The 25,160-nt window shown below is 41.6% G+C and carries 17 protein-coding genes and 1 tRNA gene; 4 read left to right on the top strand and 14 right to left on the bottom strand.

Annotated features, from left to right (window positions below; translation table 11 throughout):
- Positions 1 to 13: 13 nt before the first annotated feature.
- Both WKT11_RS08475 and WKT11_RS08470 read right to left on the bottom strand, forming a co-directional pair.
- Positions 14 to 1,297, bottom strand: a complete 1,284-nt coding sequence (locus WKT11_RS08475; protein WP_340283773.1) for a S1C family serine protease — start codon at positions 1,295 to 1,297, stop codon at positions 14 to 16.
- 231 nt (positions 1,298 to 1,528) lie between these two features.
- A tRNA-Leu gene (locus WKT11_RS08470) sits at positions 1,529 to 1,613 on the bottom strand.
- A gap of 416 nt (positions 1,614 to 2,029) precedes the next feature.
- Here WKT11_RS08470 and WKT11_RS08465 point away from each other — a divergent pair.
- Genes WKT11_RS08465 through WKT11_RS08455 form a run of 3 tightly spaced genes read left to right on the top strand, consistent with a single transcriptional unit; the run spans position 2,030 to position 6,533 of the window.
- Positions 2,030 to 4,411: an endonuclease MutS2 gene (locus tag WKT11_RS08465; protein WP_340283771.1), complete on the top strand. Its 2,382-nt coding sequence runs from the start codon at positions 2,030 to 2,032 to the stop codon at positions 4,409 to 4,411.
- A gap of 11 nt (positions 4,412 to 4,422) precedes the next feature.
- Positions 4,423 to 5,124 (top strand): response regulator transcription factor, encoded by a 702-nt coding sequence (locus WKT11_RS08460; protein WP_117675866.1) that lies wholly within the window; start codon positions 4,423 to 4,425, stop codon positions 5,122 to 5,124.
- A complete protein-coding gene (locus tag WKT11_RS08455) occupies positions 5,121 to 6,533 on the top strand; it encodes a sensor histidine kinase (protein WP_340283769.1) in 1,413 nt (470 codons plus the stop codon). The genes WKT11_RS08460 and WKT11_RS08455 overlap by 4 nt, the downstream gene beginning before the upstream one ends.
- Before the next feature lie 153 nt (positions 6,534 to 6,686).
- On the opposite strand, the gene ade is transcribed toward WKT11_RS08455, so the two are convergent.
- The 8 genes from ade to WKT11_RS08415 all read right to left on the bottom strand — a co-directional run bounded on the left by ade (position 6,687) and on the right by WKT11_RS08415 (position 16,304).
- Entirely contained in the window at positions 6,687 to 8,411 is a 1,725-nt protein-coding gene (ade, locus tag WKT11_RS08450) for an adenine deaminase (protein WP_118247216.1), read from the bottom strand.
- A gap of 465 nt (positions 8,412 to 8,876) precedes the next feature.
- Complete coding sequence (locus tag WKT11_RS08445) at positions 8,877 to 10,853, bottom strand: oleate hydratase (protein ID WP_178760957.1); 1,977 nt, start codon at positions 10,851 to 10,853, stop codon at positions 8,877 to 8,879.
- A 225-nt stretch (positions 10,854 to 11,078) separates the two neighbouring features.
- Positions 11,079 to 11,663, bottom strand: coding sequence for a TetR/AcrR family transcriptional regulator (locus tag WKT11_RS08440; protein ID WP_118247217.1), 585 nt, complete (start codon positions 11,661 to 11,663; stop codon positions 11,079 to 11,081).
- Between the two features lie 69 nt (positions 11,664 to 11,732).
- The gene (locus WKT11_RS08435) at positions 11,733 to 12,233 is read right to left on the bottom strand and encodes a tRNA (cytidine(34)-2'-O)-methyltransferase (RefSeq protein WP_117675858.1); all 501 of its coding nucleotides are present in this window, start codon (positions 12,231 to 12,233) and stop codon (positions 11,733 to 11,735) included.
- A gap of 108 nt (positions 12,234 to 12,341) precedes the next feature.
- The gene (locus WKT11_RS08430) at positions 12,342 to 13,025 is read right to left on the bottom strand and encodes an AIR synthase-related protein (protein WP_118247218.1); all 684 of its coding nucleotides are present in this window, start codon (positions 13,023 to 13,025) and stop codon (positions 12,342 to 12,344) included.
- A gap of 140 nt (positions 13,026 to 13,165) precedes the next feature.
- Entirely contained in the window at positions 13,166 to 14,830 is a 1,665-nt protein-coding gene (locus WKT11_RS08425; RefSeq protein WP_118629060.1) for a B12-binding domain-containing radical SAM protein, read from the bottom strand.
- A 6-nt stretch (positions 14,831 to 14,836) separates the two neighbouring features.
- Positions 14,837 to 15,139: a thioredoxin gene (gene trxA / locus WKT11_RS08420; protein ID WP_118247220.1), complete on the bottom strand. Its 303-nt coding sequence runs from the start codon at positions 15,137 to 15,139 to the stop codon at positions 14,837 to 14,839.
- A 256-nt stretch (positions 15,140 to 15,395) separates the two neighbouring features.
- Positions 15,396 to 16,304 (bottom strand): NAD(P)/FAD-dependent oxidoreductase, encoded by a 909-nt coding sequence (locus tag WKT11_RS08415; protein WP_118247221.1) that lies wholly within the window; start codon positions 16,302 to 16,304, stop codon positions 15,396 to 15,398.
- Between the two features lie 339 nt (positions 16,305 to 16,643).
- Here WKT11_RS08415 and WKT11_RS08410 point away from each other — a divergent pair, with 339 nt between their 5' ends.
- The gene (locus tag WKT11_RS08410) at positions 16,644 to 18,218 is read left to right on the top strand and encodes a glycoside hydrolase family 43 protein (RefSeq protein WP_118629062.1); all 1,575 of its coding nucleotides are present in this window, start codon (positions 16,644 to 16,646) and stop codon (positions 18,216 to 18,218) included.
- Positions 18,219 to 18,404: 186 nt separating this feature from the next.
- Here WKT11_RS08410 and WKT11_RS08405 read toward each other — a convergent pair whose 3' ends face one another.
- From WKT11_RS08405 to WKT11_RS08390, 4 genes are all read right to left on the bottom strand, one after another.
- Positions 18,405 to 19,475, bottom strand: a complete 1,071-nt coding sequence (locus tag WKT11_RS08405) for a hypothetical protein (RefSeq protein WP_340283755.1) — start codon at positions 19,473 to 19,475, stop codon at positions 18,405 to 18,407.
- 85 nt (positions 19,476 to 19,560) lie between these two features.
- Complete coding sequence (locus WKT11_RS08400; protein ID WP_118629066.1) at positions 19,561 to 21,681, bottom strand: glycoside hydrolase family 3 C-terminal domain-containing protein; 2,121 nt, start codon at positions 21,679 to 21,681, stop codon at positions 19,561 to 19,563.
- Positions 21,682 to 21,761: 80 nt separating this feature from the next.
- Positions 21,762 to 23,321 (bottom strand): response regulator, encoded by a 1,560-nt coding sequence (locus tag WKT11_RS08395; protein WP_340283752.1) that lies wholly within the window; start codon positions 23,319 to 23,321, stop codon positions 21,762 to 21,764.
- Positions 23,314 to 25,101, bottom strand: a complete 1,788-nt coding sequence (locus tag WKT11_RS08390) for a sensor histidine kinase (RefSeq protein WP_118629070.1) — start codon at positions 25,099 to 25,101, stop codon at positions 23,314 to 23,316. Before WKT11_RS08390 ends, WKT11_RS08395 begins: the two co-directional genes overlap by 8 nt.
- Positions 25,102 to 25,160: the final 59 nt, after the last annotated feature.

Here is a 25,160-nt window from a genome sequence, read left to right as displayed (position 1 = left end):
AGACTCTCCTGAACTATTTCTCAGTAACTGCTATTTTGTAATCCTTTTCCATATAATTTCCATTGGAACTTTTCCGCAGGACCGTTACTGTAACCTTTTCTCCTGCTTTCTTTGTCTGCAGATATGTATAATAGGACTGCATACTCTCTATTTCATTTCCATCAATCTTGCTGATGATATCACCGCACTGAATCCCGGCTTTCATTGCCGGTGAATCTGTTTCTGTGCGTTCCACATATAGTCCATGATTGATTTTCAGCTGGCTGCACTGTGCCTGATTAATCTGTGTGCCATAAATTCCTGTGTATCTGACTTTCTCGTTATTAGCCAGTCTCTCTACCAGCGGAAGAATCTGTTCGGCGGAAAGTGCATGAATATTCGCTCCATCACTCTCACTTTCTTTGAGAATCATACCTGCCACATTTCCAGAAGTATCCAGAAGAATACCACTTCCGTCTTCACTTCCCTGCATGTCCGTAGCCAGTACTTCATATTCCGTATCAGCAGCCATCAGCTTCTCCGATATAGAAGTAACCATTCCATAAACGACCGCATCATCGTCACCTGCCGGGCTTCCGATTGCGATTACCATATCACTCTGCTTTGGACTGTCAATATCCGTCAGATCAGATACTACGATTTCCTCTCTCGTACTGTCATTAAGCTGGCTTTTCTTTACTGTTGCAACAGCCAGACCTGTATCCGCATCACCCTTACATAACTCACCGGAAACGGTAGAGCCATCTGCAAAAGTAATCTGCAATTCATGCAAGTTCTCCAGTTCTTCCTCATAGGTAAGGATATAAAACTGTGTATCTGTTTCCAGAAAAATCAGGCCTTCCGAATCGCCCTGTTGCATATAAGAATTATTCAGCAAATCCTCTTCCTTGGAAATTCCACGAACAGTTACCAATGACTTCTGGGCTTTCTGGGAGATTTTTAACACCTCTTTATATGTATCTTCATAAAGAGCCAATGGGCCTTTTTCTCTCTCTTGAGATTCATCTGCCGTATCTTCACTCTCTACTGTCTGTTCTTCTGATACTGCTTCTGTTTTCTCCATTGTCTGTGTTTCTGTCAGTTCTATTTTCTGCTGTGCATTCTCTTCTTTATCTGCCAGGACAGGAAACACTTCTGCAAATGTAACTGCTGCACATCCGCCAAAAAGAATTCCGCAGCCGGCAACTGCCAGCAGTCTGTGTGCCATACTTCTTCGTTCTGTCGGTCGTTTCTTTATGGTTTCCTGCATAAACTGATATTCTTGTTTATTCTTATTTCTCTCAATGTCCTGTCTCATAAAATTCATTCTCCTGTTGCACTCCACTCAGGTCCAGTACACAAATAACATCTCCGATTGCTTCCATCTGTCAGGACTAACAAATCTACGTGTTATTTTACCAAAGAGATATGAATTTTTTATGAATATACTATAAGTAATTTTATATTATGATGTTAGGGGCAAAAAGTCTTTTGACCCTGATAAATGGCATAAAAAAACCTTGTATCAGTTAAGATACAAGGTTTCACATGCGGAAGATGGGACTTGAACCCACACGAGCGCAATGCTCACAAGATCCTTAGTCTTGCTCGTCTGCCAGTTCCGACACTTCCGCATATCGCATTTCATTTTTCTCTCATAAGTTTTACTTATTGTTGCGACAATTGGTACTATACCAAAAACTATATAAAGTGTCAATAGTTTTTTTGAATTTTTTTTATTTTTTTATAAAAACTATTATTTTTTACACTTTAAGGCGGTGTATCGGCGTGACGACAAGCTGAAAATGTTCCCATTTTTTTGGTTCCCATAAGTATCGTCATATCTTCATTTAGGAAACGAGGTAAGTACTAACCTATTTTTCACTTTTCATACTTACAAAAATCATATATAATAAGAACGGTATTTTAGCGATACCCAAAAAACGTCTAAAATACTCCCACTATTACAAATCACCGAAAACAGATATCCGCCTTTTTTCGGTCGTATAAAAATAAAATGTTATAAAAAATCAGGAGATTTAAATCAACAATGAATCAAAAAGCATATAAAGCACTTGAATATTATAAGATCATCAATATGCTGACAGATAAAGCTTACTCTTCCATGGGAAAGGATATCTGCCGAAAGACAGAGCCATCTACAGATATTGATGAGATTCGTCATATGCAGACTCAGACCAAAGATGCCCTGACCCGTCTCTTCCAGAAGGGAAACATCTCCTTCGGAAGCGTAAAGGACGTGCGTGGCTCTCTGAAACGTCTGGAAATCGGAAGTTCCCTTGGAATCGGTGAGCTTCTTGCAATCTGCAGCCTGCTGGAAAATACCAATCGTGTCAAAGCTTACTCCAGAAGTGAACGTGGAGATTCCCTCCCTGACTCTCTGGATGGAATGTTCGAGGCACTGGAGCCACTGACGCCACTCACAACAGAAATCCGCAGATGTATCCTCTCAGAGGACGAAATCAGCGATGACGCAAGCAGTAATCTCCGTCAGATTCGTCGAAATATGAAACTTACCGGAGACAGAATCCATACACAGCTTTCTTCTCTCGTCAACGGAAGCGCACGCAATTACCTGCAGGATTCCGTTATCACCATGAGAAATGGCCGTTACTGTATCCCGGTCAAGGCAGAATACAAGGGACAGGTTCCCGGTATGGTACACGACCAGTCCTCTACCGGTTCTACTTTATTTATCGAGCCTATGGCCATTGTAAAATTAAATAATGATATTCGCGAACTGGAAATGGAAGAACAGAAAGAAATCGAAGTGATTCTCTCCAACTTAAGCCAGCAGACTGCAGAGCAGACAGACTCTATCCGCGCTGACCTGAATATCATGGTACAGCTTGACGTAATTTTCGCCAGAGCTTCCCTGGCAATGGATATGAATGCCACCGAACCAATCTTCAACGATGAAGGCCGGATCCGTCTGAAACAGGCACGCCATCCTCTCATTGATAAAAAGAAGGCCGTTCCGATTGATATCCGTCTTGGTGATGATTTCGATCTGCTTGTTGTCACCGGTCCGAATACCGGTGGTAAAACAGTATCCTTAAAGACGGTCGGACTTCTGACCCTGATGGGACAGTCCGGACTTCACATTCCGACACTGGACCGTTCTGAGCTGGCACTGTTTGAGGAGGTTTACGCAGATATCGGTGATGAGCAGAGTATTGAACAATCATTAAGTACTTTCTCCTCACATATGACCAACGTAGTTTCTTTCCTTAAGAAAGCAAACCGCCACTCCCTCGTCCTTTTCGATGAGCTCGGAGCCGGTACTGACCCGACAGAAGGTGCGGCACTTGCCATCGCAATCCTTTCCCATCTTCACGAACAGGGCATCCGTACCATGGCGACCACCCACTATAGTGAGTTGAAGGTATATGCACTCTCCACTCCAGGTGTGGAAAATGCCTGCTGTGAATTTGATGTTGAAACACTCCGCCCGACTTACCGTCTGCTGATCGGTGTTCCAGGAAAGAGTAACGCATTTGCCATTTCCTCCAAGCTTGGTCTTCCAGACTACATCATCGACAAGGCCAAAGAACAGATCAGTGAACAGGACGAATCCTTTGAGGATGTCCTCAGTTCTCTGGAGAGCAGTCGTGTGACTATCGAAAATGAGCGTCGTGAAATTGAGCAGTACAAGAAAGAAGTTGCTTCCCTGAAATCCGAGATGGAATCCAAACAGGAGAAGCTGAACGAACAGCGCGACCGCATTATCCGTCAGGCAAATGAGGAGGCTCATGCAGTTCTCCGTGAAGCCAAAGAATATGCAGACAAGACCATGAAAATGTTCCATAAATTCCAGAAAGACCATGTGGATCTCTCTGCTGTAGAAAAAGAACGTCAGGATCTGCGCAAACGTATGAACAAAGCAGAGAAAGGCATGTCCCAGAAAACAGCTGCGAAGAAGCCTAAAAAAGAGCTTACCGCCAAGGACATCTCCCTTGGTGATGCAGTTAAAGTTCTCAGTATGAACCTGAAGGGAACAGTCAGCAGCCGTCCCGACAATAAAGGTTTCCTTTTTGTACAGATGGGTATCATCCGTTCCAAGGTTCATATCTCTGATCTGGAACTGATCGACGAAGCAGAGATCACAACTCCGACCATGCAGCGAACAGGCGCCGGAAAGATCCGTATGTCTAAATCTGCCCACGTATCTACAGAGATCAACCTGTTAGGAAAAACAGTAGATGAGGCCGTTGCCGAACTTGATAAATATCTGGATGATGCTTATATCGCACATCTTAAATCCGTCCGTATCGTTCACGGAAAAGGAACCGGTGCCCTGAGAAAAGGTGTTCACAATTACCTCAAACGTCAGAAACACGTGGAATCTTTCCGCCTCGGTGAATTCGGCGAAGGCGATGCAGGTGTTACAATCGTAGAATTTAAGAAATAGGAGGTACTGCCATGGTTTCCAAACAGAAAATTCTTATCGTTGATGATGATAATAATATCGCAGAGCTCATTGCCCTGTATCTTACTAAAGAATGTTTTGAGACAAAAATCGTAAATGACGGAGAAGAGGCATTGAAAGAATTTGCTTCCTTTCGTCCGGATCTGATTATTCTGGATCTGATGCTTCCGGGAATCGACGGTTATCAGGTATGCCGCGAGATCCGCCACACCTCTGATGTGCCGATCATTATGCTCTCTGCCAAGGGCGAAACTTTTGATAAAGTCCTTGGTCTGGAGCTTGGCGCAGACGATTACATGATCAAGCCATTTGATTCCAAAGAACTGGTTGCCCGTGTACGCGCTGTCCTGAGGCGCTTCCAGGTAAAGCAGCCTGTTGTTTCTTCTAATGAAAAGTGCGTCAACTATCCTGACCTGACCATTAATCTGACAAACTATGCAGTCACTTATATGGGACATCAGGTAGATATGCCTCCAAAGGAACTGGAACTTCTCTATTTCCTTGCATCCTCACCAAACCAGGTATTTACCCGCGAACAGCTTCTGGATCACATCTGGGGCTATGAATATATTGGCGACACCCGTACCGTAGACGTTCATATCAAACGTCTGAGAGAAAAAATCAAAGACAACCCACACTGGGCTATTGCTACTGTATGGGGAATCGGCTATAAATTCGAGGTAAAAAATCCATGAAACAGCATCATCTCTCCACAAAATTTCTGGTGTTCTATATCTTCATCGGAGTTTTTGGATTTTTTCTCGTAACCCTGGGCGGCTCTTATATGGTAGAAAGGCATTTCGAGCATTCCTTAAGTGCCGCTCTTTATACTGAGGCACATAATATTGCCTCTAATGAAGCGGTAAAAAACAATATTTCCTCTGCTACTGTAGACAGCCTTCAGGAACATCTGTCTGCAATCGCGGATTTTCAGGATGCAGTACTATGGATTATCAATAATAATGGTGAAATCATTGTCAGCACACGTAAAAATATAGCTATCGATGAACCGATTCCATTTGACGAATTTGATGCTGCCAAATGGGGAAGTAACTATTATCAGGTCGGTAAATTTTATGGCTATTTTGATACTGACCAGCTTAGTGTCATAGCTCCCATTACTTCAGATATGACTACAAAAGGATACGTTGCGATTCACTACGCAATGACTAACCTGTATCAGAGTCGAAGCAGCATCCTGTTTATTATGCAGTTTATTTTCCTTATCTGCTATGCAGCTACCAGTCTCCTGCTCTGGGTTTACAGTCATTATATCCGCAAACCTCTCACGAAAATCATGAAAGGTGCCAGCGAATATGCCGGTGGTAATCTTGAATACAAAATTGATGTTGCATCAGAAGATGAAATGGGTTATCTGGCAAATACCCTGAACTATATGTCGGATGAATTAAATAAAAACGGCGAATACCAGCGCAAATTCATCGCCAATGTTTCCCATGATTTCCGTTCTCCTCTCACATCCATCAAGGGCTATGTCAACGCCATGTTGGATGGAACGATTCCTTATGAGATGCAGGAACGTTATCTGAAAATTATTGCCTTTGAGTCCGAACGTCTGGAAAAACTCACCCGCAGTCTTCTGACTCTGAATGAACTGGATATGAAGAAACGTATGATGCATATTCATCGTTTCGATATCAACGATACAATCAAAAATACCGCGGCTACCTTTGAGGGAATCTGCACAAACCGCCAGATTCGGCTTGAACTTCTTCTGTCCGGACATGAACTCTATGTCAAAGCTGATATGGAGCAGATTCAGCAGGTTCTCTACAACCTTCTGGACAATGCGATTAAATTCAGCAATGACAATTCCTCTATCCAGATAGAAACAACTGTCAAAAATGGCAAAGTCTTTGTATCAGTTAAAGACCATGGCACAGGAATCCCGAAAGAAAGTCTCAACAAGATCTGGGACCGTTTCTACAAGATTGATGCCTCCCGCGGAAAAGACCGCAAAGGTACCGGACTTGGACTTTCTATTGTCAAAGAAATCATCAATGCGCATAATCAGAACATCGATGTAATAAGCACCGAAGGAGTAGGAACAGAATTTATCTTTACCTTAGAAAAAACAAAATAAACATACAAAATACCGTAACGAAAGCTATTTTGCTCTCACTACGGTATTTTTATATTTATAATCATTTCGCAGCTATTCAACACGCCTCAACAGCCACGTGTCAAACCTCTTTGAAAAGCGCTGTCAGCGATAAGATTTTGATTTATATGACATTCAGCTAAACGGAGTTCTAAGCATCCTGTCTTCATTTACCAGATAAATGCCTCTCGGAGTAATCCTTATTTCAGGAATAACCGGCAATGCCATAAATGACAGTGTAATAAACGGATCAAATCCATCTTTTACTCCCATCTCATGAGCTTTCGGAATCATTCTTGCCAGGGCTTCATTTACACTTTCATATCCCGCATCACTCATAAGTCCCATCACTGGAAGCGGCAGAGTTCCGTAAATCTCTCCGTTACATACCAAGGTGTAACCACCTTGAGTCCGTATCATCTCTTTCACCGCAAGAGCCATATCGTGATCATTGTCTCCCACTACGATAATATTATGAGAATCATGTGATACACTCGAGGCAATCGCACCTCCATGGATTCCATAGCCCTTTACAATGCCAACGCCCATCTTTCCTGTATTTTTGTGTCTTTCAATTACAGCAATCTTCTGATATTCCTCATTTGAAGTAAAATATCTCTCACCATCTGTTTCCACCCAAGGAACATCTTCCACCACATCTTTCGTCACGATCTGCTTCTCCAGCATCTGAATCACATGTGCCTTCTCTCCTGAATGTTTCAGTTTCAGACGTTCTTCACTAAATCCCGAAACATGAACCGTATTCTTCAAATGTGGCGGACATGGTTTCACTTCAGCTTTCTCATCCTTAATAATCTTCTTTCCACAATGATACACATCTACCACATTCAGATCTGTCACATTATCCAGAATCACAAAATCAGCCTGACGTCCGGGCGCGATCATACCAAGCTGATACAACCCATAACATCTTGCCGGCTGTATCGTTGCCATCTGCAAAGCCTTTTCAACCGGAAGCCCCAGTTGCACCGCACGCTTCACATTATAATTAATATGCCCCTCTTTACGGATTTCCTCAATATGCTTATCATCCGTACAGAAACAAAAACCGGAAGTATCCGTATGATGCTCCACAATTCCCTTCACAATCGCATCCAGATTCCGCGCCGCACTTCCCTCACGGATAAGCACCTGCATACCATTTCTCGCTTCAGCCATTGCATATTCATAATCCACACACTCATGATCTGTATCAATCCCACCAAGCACATACGCCGCCAGATCACCAGGCGCCAGAAACGGTGCATGACCATCCTTCACTCTGTCCCGGAACAGATGAAGCTTCTCATGCATGGCAATACTTCCATTAATCACTGATGGTGCATCCATCACTTCCCCAAGTCCCAGAATCCTCGGATGATCCAGATATCCCTTCATCTTCCCCGCGGTAAGCAGACATCCATTATCATCCACATGAGTAGCCGGAACACACGACGGCATCATCACATACACATTCGCCGGTGCCTCCTCCGTCTGATCCAGAATATAATCAATTCCATCCGTACCCGATACATTCGCCGATTCATGCGGATCAACAATAAATGTAGTAGTTCCACACTGCGCCGCCTGACGTACCAGCTCTCCCGGTGTCACCAAAGTGGACTCCAGATGCAGATGACTGTCAATAAATCCCGGACAGATCACCTTCCCATCCAGATCAATCTCCGTCTCCCCCTCATATGTACCAACACCAATCACAATCCCATCCGCGACAGCCACATCACCATCGATAAACTCACCCGTACCAGAACTGAACACACGCCCATTCTTAAACACCAGCTCCGCCTTCTCAAGACCTCTTGCCATCTGCGAATATCTACGATAAACCTCCAGTTCCATAAAACACCCTCCTTTCTCAATCCTTGCAACACATCATGCGCATATAAAAGCTCATGTATTTTCAGACTTTTTTTTGCTAATACTTATTTTTTCTTTATATTTCATTATATATTATCATCTGTCCTCTCAATATGCAACTCATTTTTCCTGTACACTTTTCATTTTTAGTCCTTTGAACTAAACAGTGTAGAAAAATATATCTCTTCCGGCACATCTACAGGGGGATTAGTAACTCTTAGTCTTTGGAAATTTGCGTTGTGTCAGAAAAATTCACTGTCTGAGCCGCAGGCGAGTTTGAATTTTTCTGACACGCTTTTAGCAAATTCCCAAAGGCTTAGAGTTACTTTCCCCCGCAGCCGTGCCGGAAGAGATATATTTTTCTACACGTCCCTTATTCAAAAAAGACTGCAGGCTTCCCCACAGTCTTTTCATAATTTAATATATTATTCAGATCTTCAAAAGCGATTACATCATATAATCTTTGATCACATCATGATCCCTCAATACCTTCTCGATTACGGTACCCTTAACCACTTTCAGAAGCGGTTTCTTCAATGCATTGAGCGGTCCCGGAAGTTCGATTTCCAGTGGAGATTTACCGTCCATCAGCTTCACACTGCTGTCCAGTAACTCTCTGATATCATAAACGCTTCCCCATACTTCCGGCACACCTCTGTCAACACCAAGCAGACCATATACCGCTTCCATAGCAGTTCTCACAGAATATTCTGTAGTAAATACAGTATCTCTGGGTGTCTCAGCAAACTGTCCAAGGAATGCGAAGTTTACGCAGCCATCCGGAATAACATCAGGTCTGTCACCCTTTGTTCTCGGCATAAAGAATGCAGTGATATAAGGCATCATTGTCGGTACACAAACTGCACTGTTCTCAGCCAGATCTTCGATATCCTCAACCGGAACACCAAGGTGATACAGCCACTCTTCTGTGATTTCCTTACCTGTACACTCTTTCATCGGTTTCTTGACATAGTCGCCAGGTACATCTGTAAACAGACCATATACCCATACGCAGACTTTATCTTTGTCCTGATCTTTGAACTGTCCCTGTCTGTTGATCGTCCAGCTTAATAACCAGCTGGAATCCTGGCAGCTGACAATACCACCTGTAACAACCTTACCAGTTCTCGGGTCACGTTTGCAAATATCTGTGATATACGGAATGATCTTATCATCCAGAGTTGTAACTGTTGCTGACTCCCAGTTTGTCTTAGCAATATCAGAACAGAATTTCTCAGGATGTCCGAAGGACGAATCCTGTTTTGCGATATTTTTCCAGAGACTCCAGCATCCGCTTGTACGAACCTCTGCGTCTCCGTTCGGTGCATGATTCTGATCGCCATAGATGGTTCCCTCTGTACAGCTTCCGTTTGTCACAAATACAAGATCATTCTCTGTAAGAACAATTCCCTTTTCTACGCCGTTTACCTTGCACTCAATAGCTTTTGCAATCTTCTTATTGCCTTCAAACTCAAAGAGTACGTTTGTAACCTCTGTATTGAACTGGAATTCAACACCTGCTTCTTCCAGATATTTCTGCATTGGCAGAATCAGAGATTCATACTGATTATATTTTGTAAATTTAAGAGCACTGAAATCCGGAAGTCCGGAAATATGATGGATAAATCTCTGGAAATACAGTTTCATTTCCAGTGCGCTGTGCCAGTTCTCAAATGCGAACATAGTTCTCCAGTATAACCAGAATGTAGAATCAAATACCTCATCATCAAATACATCTTCGATTGTCTTATCATAAAGGTCTTCATCCTTTGTCATAAACAGCTTCATAATCTCCATGCAGCCTTTCTGACTCAGGTTAAATTTACCATCTGTATGTGCATCCTTGCCTCTCTCTTTTGTTGCACGACAAAGAGAATAGTTCGGATCTTCTTTGTTCAGCCAGTAATATTCATCAAGTACAGACACACCTGGTGTTTCGATAGATGGAATACTTCTGAAAAGATCCCATAAGCATTCAAAATGATTTTCCATCTCACGTCCGCCACGCATTACATATCCTCTGCTCGGGTCAAAGATACCATCGCATGCACCGCCTGCAATATCCATTGCTTCCAGAATGTGGATATTTTTTCCAGGCATCTGTCCGTCACGAACCAGGAAACAAGCTGCTGCAAGAGAAGCAAGACCACTTCCGACGATATATGCATGTTTATCATCTACGCCTTCTGGTTTTCTCGGATGCGCAAATGCTTCGTAGTTACCATTGGAATAATAAATTCCCTTGCTGTTTTTTTCATATTTTCCACGCTCTGTATTGCGGTATTCACTCGTGTTGTGAAGTGCATCATATTCTTCTTTTTTCTTTGTCTCAGTTGTTTTATATTTCTTTCCTGCTACCACTGCTGCTACGCCGGCTCCTACTGCTAATGCGGATACAAGTCCTAAACCTTTATTTTTACTCATAATACACATCCACCTTTCTCAGATTTTTTCGGACGTTCTTTCAGATTTATATTTTTCCCATATTTAAAGGATTTCATCCATCCGAATTTTCTTTTTTCTTGTTGCTATGGCTGTATATTAACAGCAAAAATATCTTTTCTCAATTTACAAAAACCGCAGAATGATAAGTTTTTTATCACCCTGCGGTTTTTGTAAAGTTTTTACAACTATTCAGTACCCTCGAAGTTAACCGATTTCCGAATAGCATTCTTCGCTATTTTTCTGAAAATTGTGGATAGAGGTTGTCACCGTATTATGAAGAGTAAGGCTCATCTTATTTACCAGTTCCTCTATATCCGCCTTCATGCCTTCCTGAATCCACTCAAGCATGATACCAACAAATCCATATTTATAAAAGTTCGCAATGAATTTCTTATCTTCTCCACTGATATCCAGATCTTTACTCTTTTCCTGCACTACACCCACGATCAGGTCATATGTAAGATGGTAAAGATAACGTTCCATCCTCTCCCTGTCTACATTTCTGTAAACATTCATAATAAACGGTTTGTTTTCCAGTACTGCCTCAAAAATCTGAGTCAGTCCTTCTGTCCATGAATCATACGTTTTTTTGCCCTGAAGTGCTTTCGTTCCATCCTCAACACAAGACCATTCTACCAAATCATAAATATCTTTAAAATGATAGTAAAAAGCCATACGGCTGATTCCGCAGTCTGTAGTGATATCAGTGATTGTAATCTTATCCAGTGGTTTCTTCAGAAGAAGTCTTTTCAAAGATTCTTCCAGTGCTGCTTTGGTTGCATTTGGCATATAACACCTCCTGTTTCTTTACAAACCGTCTGTTTTATAATTACTCGACACGAAATGAAAAACAATCTTTTATTTCCAGTCGTAATTTCTTAAATGTCCTTCCAGATTCATATGATCAAAATTATTCTGACGTAATGCCTCGTACAGAACGATTGCCACAGAATTGCTCAGATTCAGGGAACGGATGTCTCCGATCATTGGGATTCTCACGCATGTTTCCTGATTGTTTACCAGAATATTCTCCGGGATTCCGGCACTCTCTTTTCCAAACATAATGTAGCAGTCTTCCTCATAATGAACATCTGTGTAAGTCTGCGGTGCTTTTGTCGTTGCATAATAAATCTTTGCCCCGGGATTCTTCTCCAGGAAATCCTCGAAGTCCAGATATGTGGTCACATCCAGATCTTTCCAGTAATCCATGCCGGCTCTCTTTAATGCTTTCTCACTTAAAGAAAAGCCAAGTGGCTCGATCAGATGAAGTCTGGTTCCTGTTGCCACACAGGTACGGCCGATGTTTCCTGTATTTGCAGGAATCTCCGGCTCATGAAGTACAATATTTAACTTTGCCATTTTTGTTTCATTCCTCTTTTAATCTAATTTATTAGATATACTTATATTTTCTATTCTCAGAAAATCACCTTAATATTCTATATCTTTACAGTTGCAAAGTTATATCCATTATACAGATTTCTTCAATATACGGTATATCTCATCTTCAGCAGGACGTTCCAGGTAACGGGCACTGCCGCCGCTGTACAGAAGCCTGTCATTACCATTATTTGTCTGACCGATAATCTCTGCCATAAAGCCTGCATTTCGAAGTTTCTGCACCAGAGCTTCGCCTCCCCGGATTCCGATCAGCACGGAACCTTCTGCCTGAAGTTTGTATGGATTCAGATCAAAAATTTCACATACCTCTATCGTCTCCTGCCGGACCGGAACTTTTCGAAAGTCTGCTTCCAGCCCTACTTCTGAGGCTTCTGCCATCTTCCAGAGCGCACTTAAGAAGCCGCCTTCGCCCATGTCATATAATGCGCTGGCACCTGCTTCCTGTGCAATATTCCAGACAATACTTTTCTTCTCTCTTTGCGCGCTTCCAGTTTCAATCTGATCAGTATCCTGTTCATTCGGTACAGTCTGATCCTCCACCTCTTTCTGCGCTCCGTATTCTTCCCACAAAGAAATACAATTCCGGATAAATCCGGCTGAAAAGCGTTCTGCCAATATATCTTTTTTATTTTCTGCAATGACAGAGGTTCCTTTTAAGGCAACCGGACATGCTACTACCAACTCATCTCCCGGCTGCAGGCATCCTGTTATCTCTGCCTTAAGAGCCTCCATTGCCGCCTGTCCAAGTCTCATTTATTTTCTCCTGAAAAATTCTTATACAAGTAGAGACAGAACTGTCGGCACTACCATTGCAAGTACTAAAATGATTGCAATAATCGCGGTAATTATTTTACGGTTCTTCGGATTAAACATACCCATTTTTCTTCACCTCTTTAAATTCTGCTGACTTTCTCAGTTATATCTTCCACATGCGCATTATTGGTAAGCGGATCGCGGTCTGCATAATCAAACAGCAGCACCTTTCCATCTGCAAATACTTCCACATGTGCATTCTTTGCCACTTTTTCCCGTTTTCTGAAGTCCCATATCTGTCTCTCAAAAGGTTTCTGGTCTTTTGCAAAACCCGGCCGGCTTTTTAAATTTTCTCTCAGATACAGGTCATAGACCATCTGGTCTTTCACCTTATCCATAGAAATCTCCGGCACATTTTCCAGAAATTCCAACAGAATTTCATATCGGCGCATTCTTGTATGAGAAACATCTCCGTAACCTTTTTCCATGTAAAATCTGCCAAGTCCCTCATAAATAGAGAATGCATCCGGGAAAAAGCCTTCCAGATATTCTAATGTATTCTGGAATTGACCACTATTATAGTACACTTCCACCATATTTTCCACATTTTTCAGCTTTAATACATGATCATAATCCAGCCATTTTGTAGAAAGCACCTCATATGGCTCGCGTGTTTTGTATACGATCTCATATTCCTGACACATTTCCATCATATGAGAGCCTTTCAGTACTTTGAGGAATCCAAGCTGTAACTGCTGAGGTTTTAGTGCATATACGTCATTAAAGGATTTCCTGAAGCTGTCATAATCTTCATAAGGCAGTCCTGCAATCAGATCCAGGTGCTGATGAATATTTCCGAAACTGTGGATTCTGTTCACAATTCCCTTCAGTTTTTCAAAATCCATAGTTCTGTGAATTGCCTTAATGGTGTCCGGGTTTGTGGACTGTACTCCGATTTCCAGCTGAATCAGCCCCGGACGCATAGTGGACATCTCCTGTAATTCCTCTTCACGCAATAAATCCGCAGAAATTTCGAAATGAAAGTTTGTTACCCCATTATCATGTTCATTGATATACTTCCAGATTGCCATCGCGTGGTCATGCTTACAGTTAAACGTACGGTCTACAAACTTCACCTGCGGAACTTTATTGTCTATAAAAAACTGAAGTTCTTTCTTCACCATCTCTGTGTCTCTGAAGCGAAGCTTCTTATCTATGGAAGAAAGGCAATAACTGCATGAAAACGGACAGCCTCTGCTGCTTTCATAGTAAATGATCCTGTTCTTAAAGTCTGCCAGATCTTTGTAAATAAACGGAATACTGCTAAGACCCATAATCTGACGCCATCCATTATGTACGATTTTTTCCCCGTCCCTGTAACAGACTCCTGTTATATCTTTCAGATCTGCCGGTGACTGTTCTATATAATGTCCGGAAAGTTCGAGGAAAGTTTCCTCCCCTTCTCCGACCATAACACCTGTAAATTCCGGATTCTCTGCAAGAAATTTCTCTGCATCATAAGAAACTTCCGGACCGCCGACCCAGAAGTCGGCGTCCGGAAGAATCTTCGTCAGATCTGCCATCAGTTCTTTTACAAAAGAAATGTTCCAGATATAACAGGACACGCATACCACATCCGGATGCTCCAGATAAATATCACGCATGATATCATCTTTCTGCTGATTAATAGTATATTCCTTCAATATAATATGGTCCGCATATTTCGCCGCATATGCCTGAAGATCATAAACCGCGAGATTGGAATGAATATATTTGGCATTGCATGCCGCTAATAAAATCTTCATAAATCCTTAGCCTTCCAGTGCACTTTTCAGTTCTTCTTTGGAAGTAAGGCCAACGAAACGCTGTGCTTCTGCACCGTCTTTGAACAGAATCAGTGTCGGGATGCTCACAACACGAAACTGCTGTGCAAGTGCCATATTCTGGTCTACGTCTACTTTACCAACTGCGTATCCTTCCTCTGCCAGTTCTTCTACAACCGGTCCCTGACGCATGCATGGTCCACACCATGTTGCCCAAAAATCGATAAGAATTGGTTTCTCTGATTTTAATACTTCTGCCTCGAAATTTGCTGTTGTAATCTCTTTTGCCATAATTCATATCTCCTTTGCTTATTCTTTATAAAAATTTACAATGTAAGTTCTCTGATTTTATAATATCAACACTATAACTCTGGTCAATCGGATATTCGCAATCCGCTTTCGCTACTTGCTCATAACCGAATAACTGCTTCGCAGTTTATCAGGAGGGGCTTGTACCCCTCCTGATACAAGTAAGTCCCCACCCGCTGCTTATTACTCTTCGCAATTGAAGCAGGGGACTTACTTGATTCGGTTAAATTTTCAGTTTTTATTTTAAAGCTCTTACATACTTTCCTGCATTAATACCAGCCTGTGCTCCCTCATAGACAGCTTTCGCCACCTGAAGAAGTCCACCTGTACAGTCACCTGCCGCATAGAGTCCCGGGATGGTTGTTTCCATATTTTCATTAACTTTAATGTTGCCTTTTTCCGTAAGTTCAGCTCCCATCTGGCGGGCAATCTCAGTACTGCCTGCAGTTCCCATTGCAATAAATACACCCTCTGCAGGACAGAAATCATTTGCCTGCTGACCTGCTTCTGCCTTTATTTCCTCTGCCTGCACATCAGGTTCAAGACGGATTCCGGATACTAAATCATCGCCCTCTACAGACTGGATCTTCATTGTGTTTACACTGATATTTTCTTCAGGTGTAAATTCCGGTTCTTCACCGTTTGTATAAATGGTTACTGTAGAAGCAGTATTAGACAATTCCTTTGCTTCATGCATGGCGAAATCACCGTTTCCAAGAACTGCTACATCCTTGCCTCTGTAAAAGAAAGCATCGCAGATTGCACAGTAGCTGACACCTTTTCCCTCAAATTCTTTAACACCCGGGATCTTCGGTGCAGCGCGCTTACTTCCTGTTGCAAGAATCAGACTCTGAGTCTCGAATTCACCTTCTGTAGTTTTTACCACAAAAGTATCAAACCCGCCGACTCCCAGAACCTGTGCATCCAATATTCGTACGCCCAGTGCTTTCGCCTGAGCGATTCCTGTATCATATAATTCCTGACCGGACAGCGGATGTTCCAGTCCATAATAGTTTTCTATTTTCTCTGCTTTTTCCAAAGCACCAATCCCATTATTGATCACCAGGGGATCCAGATTTCCACGAACTGCATAAAGCGCAGCGGAAATTCCTGCAGGTCCGGCACCTATGATTATCACTTTTTCCAAATTCTGTCACCTGCTCTCTGTTATTGTTTTCAATATACTGTGATATATCATCGTTACTGTTCACTCTGTTCTCAGTAACTTATTATCAGCTATTGTTACTATACTACGTTTTCTGAAAAAAATCCATGATTTTATTTGGATAATTTTGGTATAATTTGGTTAAGGTCCCCACCCACTGCTTATTGCTTTTTGTAACCTCCGCAGGGGACTTACTTGATTCGGTTAAACAGCAAAAACTGTGCTGTTTTTTCCATCAGATAGAAACTTATTTCTATTTTACTTCTTATAATTTTGCCCTATAGTTAAAATGATTATAGTTTTTTTAAGGAGGTTCTTTTTATGCTTCAAAATACATATCACAATCCGCTTCTTCCCGGTTTTTATCCTGACCCTTCTATCTGCCGAGTAGGAGATGATTATTATATGGTTACTTCTTCATTCATTTATTATCCGGGACTGCCGATTTTCCACAGTAAGGATCTGGTTCACTGGGAACAGGTTGGTCATGGAATCCACAGACCTGAGCAGCTTGACTATAAAAACTGCGAAACTTCTGAAGGATTATGGGCACCAAGTATCCGTTATCATAACGGAACTTATTACATCATTAACACTTTCGTATCTGCAGGACGTGAAGCAGACCGTGACAATTATATTATTACAGCAAAAAATCCTGCCGGCCCGTGGAGTAATCCGATTGTTGTAAAAGGTGCAGACGGCATCGACTCCAGTCTTTTCTTTGATGATGACGGTTCTCTGTGGTATGTAGGCAACTACATCAGTCCTGACTGCCTTTATGAAGGACATCATGGTATCTATCTGAACGAGCTTGATCCGGAAACCTTCCAGTTCAAGGGACCTCGTTACATTATCTGGGATGGTGTAAAAACACGCAGTAAATGGATTGAGGCTCCGCATATTTACAAGAAGGACGGATGGTATTATCTCCTTGTTGCAGAGGGTGGTACTTTCGTAAATCACAGTGTACAGATGGCCCGCTGCCGTACAATTCAGGGAAATTACGAAATCTGCCCGAGAAATCCGATTGTTAGTCACAGACACATGCCTCTGTTGAACCCGATTTCTGTTACAGGACATGCTGATATCGTAGAAACTCAGAATGGTGAATGGTGGATGGTCCTTCTGGCTGTGCGTCCATATGAAGGAGGACATTATAATCTTGGCCGCGAGACCTTTATGGTTCCAATTATATGGGCCGAGGACGGATGGCCTATGGTTGATAACGAAACAGGACTTGTCCAGACAGAAGACCGTCTTCCGGATCTACCTAAGACCATTTATCCATTAATGCCTGAATCTGATAACTTCGAATGTGATACTCTGCAGATGCAGTGGAATACCATTCATCCGCCAGTTAAACAAATTTATTCTCTGACAGACCGCTTCGGATATCTGCGTCTGTATACAAGAAAAGAAGTTCTGAACGAAATATGTCTTCCTTCTTTCATAGGACGCAGACAGCGTCACAAAGTATTCCTGGCAAAAACAGCTATGGAATTTACTCCTGCAAACGAGAATGAAGAGGCCGGAATTGCTCTTGTACAGGATGACCGTTTCCATTATCTTATGGTATTAGTTCAGAAAGACGGAAAGCCATTCCTTCAGGCTTACCAAACAGAAAATGGTACAAAATCTTTGCTTGCAGAAACTGAGATCAAAGATGTAAAACGCCTCTACCTCAGTGTTCAGGGTAATACTACTGATTATGACTTCTATTACGGATACACAGATCAGGAAATGCTCCCGCTTGTCAGAGGGCTGGATGCTTCTCTGTTAAGTTCTGTAGTAAATAACGGATTTACCGGAACATACATCGGTATGTATACAAGTTCCAACCATCAGCCAAGTACTAATTATGCTGACTTTGACTGGTTCAACTATCAGGGAGAATAATCACTGTTTACAATTAACAAATCCATAAAAAATTTAAAATATAACGCAAAAACGGATTGCCGTTCAACGTGAACTTCGCAATCCGTTTTTACTGTTTGCAATATCTATATCTCTTTAATCAATCAGATAAAATCATCCGCTTCTCCACTTACCCGTAACCAAATAACTGTTCCACAATTTATTCGATTAAAACGCTTTTTTAATCTGTTTTACCAGTGCATCCACATCTTCCGCTTTTACAAGAAATCTCTCGGTTCCATTGATTTCCAGACTATCATAAGTATCATCATATGTATAATATTTCAAAGTTACTTCCGGAGCTTCTTCTGTGTTTCTGTGGAATGTTACAGTCAGCACTTCTTCCTTATCTGCTGCATCTTTTGTTTCTTCAACTTCCGAATCAAGCATTATACTTTGAAGCGCCTGATACAATTCAGTAAATTTCTCCTTCTTTACAGTTTTCTTTCCAAATTTATAATCGCTGCCATCCAGCTTCATGGTATAGGTTTTCTTTCCAATGCTCATATCCACACTGTCAAGTGTATCAATATTTACCAATGCCGGAATCTTCAGGATCAAATTAAACGGTTTCAGCTCCAGAAGACTGTTCACCGACTCTTTTGAAAGCATATAAACAGCCTCTTCGTATCCTTTTACACATGCATAATAGTCACCATTCTCATCTTTATTTCCAATAAGGATCGTTGCTGTTGCATCTGCATCCTGCGTTTCTTTTGCTGTGTCATCGTTAACTGTATTTACAAAATCTACTGTAAAATATGTCTTTGTATTATCCAATCCGGTATCTGTATTTGCTGCATCGACGCCGTTGCTGAGATCAAAAGCAGCCAGCACTCCAAACATTTCATACATATTCTCTGTGTTTACTGTTGCAGTCTCATCATACGGATTGGTAATTTCCCAATAGTCGAAATCCATCTTATAATCTGCCGGTTCCTGTTTGATCTGAAATACTTCTTCGCCGTCCTTTACAATGGAGAATCTGCGGATGGAATAGACAGACATTCTTGGATGTTCTACAGTTTTTAAATCTGTATTTTCTGTTTTATCATCTGTCTGATCAGCAATTTCTTCTTCCACAGCTGCATCTTCTGCTTTTGGCTCTTCTGCAGTCTCAGAGTTTTGTTCTGCTTCATCTGCCCATACAGGACAGGATATAACTGCTGTGCCTGCTGCACCGGCAGTAAACATGGCTGTCATTCCAAGAAGTAATATTTTTTTAATTTTGTTTTTCATGTCTGTGTTCCTCCTGTCCATATATAATATGGTTTTTATTTTATGTTACTTTTCACAATTAAAACAGAAGACTTACTCCGTTCGGTTAAAGTGCAATTTCTATCTCAGCAGGCTTATGTCCTGTCAGTTCTGCACTTCTTGTATCCGGCTGGGATACTCCTGCAAATAAACGGAAATGTTTTCCTGCGATGTAACGATTTCCATCTTCATCAACTATATTCATTGCTTTATTAGAAATTGTAAATTCTACAGATTTCTCTTCTCCCGCTTTCAGAGATACTCTCTTAAATCCGCAGAGACTGTAGTTACGAACTGCAAGCGGAGAATCAAGGTCTTTGATATACACCTGAACAACTTCATCTGTATCTACTGTTCCATTGTTCTTAACAGTTGCTTTTAACACGATATCGGACTCTGCTGATACTTCACCGACAACCTCTGCTTCTGTTACGCAGGTATCACTGTATGTAAGCCCGTATCCAAATGGATAAAGTGCCTCTTTTTCCATATAACGGTAAGTTCTGTTTTTCATAGAGTAATCTGTGAATTCCGGCATTCCTTCCAGGTCTTTATAAAAGGTAACCGGAAGTTTTCCTGACGGAGATTCTTTTCCGAAAAGAAGATCTGCTATTGCACGTCCGCCTCTTGCTCCCGGATACCATGCAAGAAGGATTCCATTACAGTTATCCTGCGCATAATTCAGGTCAATCGCACTTCCTGCCATCAGAACTACGATGGTAGGTTTTCCTACTGCTGTTACTTTCTCGATCAATTCTTCCTGTACTTTCGGAAGATGAAGATCAACTTTGTCCCCGGATGCATCACTGTTTCCGGTATCTCCTTCTTCTCCCTCCAGAGTCTCATTAAGACCTACGCAGAGTATGACTACATCGCTGTTTTCCGCTGTAATTACTGCCTCAGAAATTCTGTCCTGATCCCATGCCAGATTTTCAACTTTGTCTTTATATAAATCACATCCCTGAGAGTAAAGGATCCTTACATCGTCACCTGCTTCTTCACGGATTCCTTCAAGAACAGTAATATATTCTGAAGATGTTCCATGATAATTTCCAATAAGAGCTGCACGGCTATCTGCATTCGGGCCGATGACACCAATAGTATTTACTTTTGTTTTATCAATCGGAAGAACTCCATCATTCTTCAGAAGTACGCAGCTCTTTCTTGCCATCTTAAGAGCTTCATCAATGTGCTCTTTGCACTCTACCACACTATACGGTATCTTATCATATTCACTTCCGTCAAACAAGCCCAGCAGGTATCTGGTTGTCAGCAGTCTTACTGCGGATTCTGTAATTTTCTCTTCTGTTACCAGTCCATCCTGATAAGCTCCCATCATATGAAGATATGTATTTCCACAGTTCAGGTCACATCCTGCATTTAATGCCATAGCAGCGGACTGTCTTGGTGTGGAAGTTACCATGTGATGTTCATGAAAGTCACGGATTGCCCAGCAGTCAGAAGTATAATGACCTTCGAATTTCCATTTTCCTCTCAGGACATCTTCCATAAGATATTTATGTGCACAGCAGGGTTCTCCGTTTGTCCTGTTATAAGCACCCATTACAGCCTCAACATCCGCTTCTGTTACAAGCGCTTCAAAAGCCGGAAGATATGTTTCCCACATATCCTTCATGCTTGCCTGTGCATCAAATTCATGTCTGAGCGATTCCGGACCGCTGTGCACTGCATAATGCTTTGCACATGCTGCCGCTTTCATTACAGGTCCGTCACCCTGGATTCCTTCTACAAATTTCACGCCAAGTCTGGACGTCAGATATGGATCCTCACCATAGGTTTCATGCCCTCTGCCCCATCTCGGATCTCTGAAAATGTTTACATTGGGGGACCAGAAAGTAAGACCCTTGTAAATATCTCTGTCTTCTTTTGCAGAATATGCATTGTATTTTGCTCTTCCCTCAGTTGCAATGATATCGCCAACTTTTTTCATCTCTTCATCGTCAAATACTGCAGCCATCGCAATTGCCTGTGGGAACATGGTTGCCACACCTGCTCTGGCCACTCCATGCAGTGCTTCATTCCAGTAATTGTATGCCGGAACACCCAGTCTTTTCACGGGAGCAGCATCGTATTTTAACTGGGAAGCCTTCTCCAGAAGCGTCATCTGTGATACCAGTTTTTCTGCTTTTTTTCTTGCTTCTGCTCTTTCTTTTCTGTGATCTTTCATTTCAGATCCTCCTGTTTATATAATTTGATAATTATTCAGCAGGTATTAACAAAGCCTCAGCGCAGCCCGCTACTCCTGCATTATGTATTCTGCATTTCTTCTCTGTATTTCGTCGGAGATTTTCCTGTATGTTTCTTAAATGCCAGTGAGAAATAATTCGTATCTCTGTATCCTACCATCATAGCAATCTTTCCAGTCTTGATGCTGGTAGTTTCCAGAAGGCTCTTCGCCTTTTCAATCCTCTTTCTGACAATGTATTCATTACATCCTTCACCTGTAATCCGCTTAAATAATCTGGAGAAATAATTCGGTGTGATATAGAGACTTTCCGCAATGCTGGAAACCGAAATATCCTCTGCAAGATGCTCATCTATATAGTGTCTGGCATTGGAAATGGTATAATGTACATCCTCTTCATCATTTTCAATGAGCTGCTCAATAAACATTTTCGTAATCTCACAGGCCTCTTCTTTTCCTGCTGATGACAGACTCTTGGAGAGTGCATCCAACTTTCCTTCTTCTACCTCACACGATTCTTCCATGTAGGAAAAAATCAGAGCGGAGGCAATCTCAAAACAACATCTGCGCACAGCAGAAGGGGAAAGATTATAGGATTCTGTTGCCTTAGTAAAGGTATTAAATGCCTTTAGTACATAATCTGGAGTTCCTATATTGGAAATCATGATATTTCGCAGTTCTGCATAGATTTCCCAGAAGATTTTCTTCTTGTTCTGAGCCCCCATCGTCTGTATAATGTCCTGAATATTCTTTTTTTCATGTTCCAGAAGATATCTGGCATCATTGTAGGAAATTGCCAGATTTTCAAATCCTTGCACAGCACTTCCAACCGTAATCTTTGGTTTATATTCAAATTCATCCTTCAGCACATCCGACAATTCTTCAATCTGTTCCAGAACGCTGTCGTCATCATCCTTTTCAAAACAGACAATCGCAATCGTACCGTCATCATCTACAAATGTGATTCCTCTATTTTGGGAATCCACCATGCTCATGCAGACATTTTTAACAGTCATTGCACGGAATTTTCCGTCATTCTGCTGTTCTGTATACATTCCCTGTTCCAGAAGAATCAGGCTCATTTTCTGCTTAATATCAAACTGAAAATCTTTCTGGAGAATATACAACTGCATCTCTTTATCTGCTTTTGTATGCACCAAATTTCTCATGCACTGCTCCAGTCTCATCTGCACTACAGAGCCTTGAGAGCGCCACACTCTGGCCTGATTCTGCTCTTTGTTTTCCTGCTCTTTCAGTTCTTTTATCTGCTTTTCTATCGCATTGAAAAGATCATCTTCATCAATCGGTTTCAGGAAGAAATCCTGCACCTGAAGCCGCAGGCTCTCTCTTGCATACTCAAAATTATCAAAGCCTGTAAGCACGATCACACGCAGTTCAGGTACTGATTCTCTGGCCGCTTTAATCAGTTCCAGTCCTGTCATTTCTGTCATCTGGATATCTGTAACCATAATTTCAGGACCTTCTTCTTTAAGAATCTCCAAAGCTTCGTTTCCTGACGCAGCAGTAAATACGTCATCTACTCCCAGTTTCTTCCAGTCTATTGCATTTTTCATCCCCATGCGTATCATCTTTTCGTCATCAACAATCAGTACTCTATACACACGTCCACTCGCCTCCTGCTGTGTTCTTTTTGATTTCTGTCTGATATGGCAGATGGATCACGACAGTTACTCCACCCGAATCATTCTTCTGGTAATTAAGACCATATCCCGCCCCAAAAAGAAGTTCAATCCTCTTGTTTACGTTTCGCACTCCATATCCAAAGGAATCCTCGTATCTGGAGAGCTGTTCATTCATTTCATCTATCTGTTCCTGACTCATTCCTGTGCCTGTATCTGATACTTTTATGATAACTTCATCCTCATTTTTATATGCTGTAAGATAAAGTGTACCTGTTTTTCCCTCTTTTACTTTCATTCCATGATAAATGGAATTCTCTACCAGTGGCTGCAGGGTCAGCTTCGGTATCAGGCTTTCTTCCACCTGAGATTCTACAACAATCTCACTTCCGATAATGTTGTCGTATCTCATGTTCTGGATAATCATATAATTCCTGATGTGCTCTACTTCTTCTCTGATCGTGATCACATCATGCCCTTTGCTGAGACAGATCCTGTAATATTTCGCCAGCGCCTTTACCATTGTGGAAATCTCTTTATTTCCTTCGGCAATCGCCTGCCAGTGGATACATTCCAGTGTATTATAAAGAAAATGTGGCTGGATCTGCGACTGAAGGGCATTAAAACGGATCTGCTCCAGCTGATGCTGTTCCAGTTTTACCTGTTCCATCAACACCTCGATTTCATCCATCATAGAGTTAAAACCAATTGCAAGCTTGGCAAAATCCTCGCCCATATTGTCAACATTGATTCTTGTTCTCAGGGAACCTGTTGCAACATAATCCATCTTAGATACTACCTTATTAAGGGGCTGATACATTTTCCTGACCAGTGCTCTTATAATAATGCTTACTATGATCAGCACTATGATCAGAACCAGAATCACAACAACCATTATATGGAATCCTGATTCCATCAGTTTATAAAAAGAAATCGAACTGACTACATAATAATTCCAGTTCTTAATCTTCTGGCATACATACATATTCCCATTCTTGGTAAATATCTGTATCCCTTTTTCCATCTCATCTATGTAATTTACGTAACGGCCGGTCTCCTCTTTATCATTCGAAAGCAGTATCATTCCACCTGTGTCAACTACTCTTGTTTCTGCTGAAGAATCTCCCACGGCCAGCATCCTCTGTACTGCCGGATCATCGAAATTCATGCACAGAAGCCCTCTTGCATCAGATACTTTTCTGGTATCATATAATGGATAATACAGACTCAGCGTATATCTGTTCCCTTTATAATAATCATTGTTATAGGAAACTTTCAGCGTTCCTTTCTGCGCATATTTGCATCTCTCATATGCCTGGGGATACACTTCTTCAAACTGCGTAACTGATAAAGAACCCTTTCCTCTGTAGTAGTAACTCTTATAATCCGAACTGACAATGGCAGCAAAGTTCAGACTCTCATACATATTATTCAGATTCTCCAGCTTGCTGTAAACTGCATCAATGTCTGCTGTCTTCAGCTCATTTTTCTGCACCTGCCTGCAGTAATTCTGCACAGAATCATCCATGATCGTACCCAATACGATTTCTTTATATGAATCCATTGATCCCTTAAAAGATTCCGCAACTGTATTATTCTGCATCTGCAGAAGTTCTACAGACTGCTCTTTCATCGATGCTATAGAAAAAGTCAGAGAAACACCAGCAACCGTCAGCGTTACAATAAGAATACTGACGGTCACAAGTAAAAGTATTTTTTTATCAAATTTCCAGTAGCTGAATTTTGTTTTCCATTTGTTCATGTTGTCTTTCCTCATCTGTCACATAATTTCACATATACCCACATGATCGGGGGTGATTT

The organism is Blautia sp. HCN-1074 (assembly GCF_037890165.1).
In the GTDB taxonomy this organism is placed as follows: Bacteria; Bacillota; Clostridia; order Lachnospirales; family Lachnospiraceae; genus Blautia_A.
Note: the sequence above shows the minus strand (reverse complement) of the source record. Positions and strands in the feature narration are given on the sequence as shown.

Coding starts and splice junctions, on each gene's coding strand:
- WKT11_RS08475 (WP_340283773.1), bottom strand. CDS start 1,297: ATGAGACAGGACATTGAGAGAAATAAGAATAAACAAGAATATCAGTTT.
- WKT11_RS08465 (WP_340283771.1), top strand. CDS start 2,030: ATGAATCAAAAAGCATATAAAGCACTTGAATATTATAAGATCATCAAT.
- WKT11_RS08460 (WP_117675866.1), top strand. CDS start 4,423: ATGGTTTCCAAACAGAAAATTCTTATCGTTGATGATGATAATAATATC.
- WKT11_RS08455 (WP_340283769.1), top strand. CDS start 5,121: ATGAAACAGCATCATCTCTCCACAAAATTTCTGGTGTTCTATATCTTC.
- ade (WP_118247216.1), bottom strand. CDS start 8,411: ATGGAACTGGAGGTTTATCGTAGATATTCGCAGATGGCAAGAGGTCTT.
- WKT11_RS08445 (WP_178760957.1), bottom strand. CDS start 10,853: ATGAGTAAAAATAAAGGTTTAGGACTTGTATCCGCATTAGCAGTAGGA.
- WKT11_RS08440 (WP_118247217.1), bottom strand. CDS start 11,663: ATGCCAAATGCAACCAAAGCAGCACTGGAAGAATCTTTGAAAAGACTT.
- WKT11_RS08435 (WP_117675858.1), bottom strand. CDS start 12,233: ATGGCAAAGTTAAATATTGTACTTCATGAGCCGGAGATTCCTGCAAAT.
- WKT11_RS08430 (WP_118247218.1), bottom strand. CDS start 13,025: ATGAGACTTGGACAGGCGGCAATGGAGGCTCTTAAGGCAGAGATAACA.
- WKT11_RS08425 (WP_118629060.1), bottom strand. CDS start 14,830: ATGAAGATTTTATTAGCGGCATGCAATGCCAAATATATTCATTCCAAT.
- trxA (WP_118247220.1), bottom strand. CDS start 15,139: ATGGCAAAAGAGATTACAACAGCAAATTTCGAGGCAGAAGTATTAAAA.
- WKT11_RS08410 (WP_118629062.1), top strand. CDS start 16,644: ATGCTTCAAAATACATATCACAATCCGCTTCTTCCCGGTTTTTATCCT.
- WKT11_RS08405 (WP_340283755.1), bottom strand. CDS start 19,475: ATGAAAAACAAAATTAAAAAAATATTACTTCTTGGAATGACAGCCATG.
- WKT11_RS08400 (WP_118629066.1), bottom strand. CDS start 21,681: ATGAAAGATCACAGAAAAGAAAGAGCAGAAGCAAGAAAAAAAGCAGAA.
- WKT11_RS08390 (WP_118629070.1), bottom strand. CDS start 25,101: ATGAACAAATGGAAAACAAAATTCAGCTACTGGAAATTTGATAAAAAA.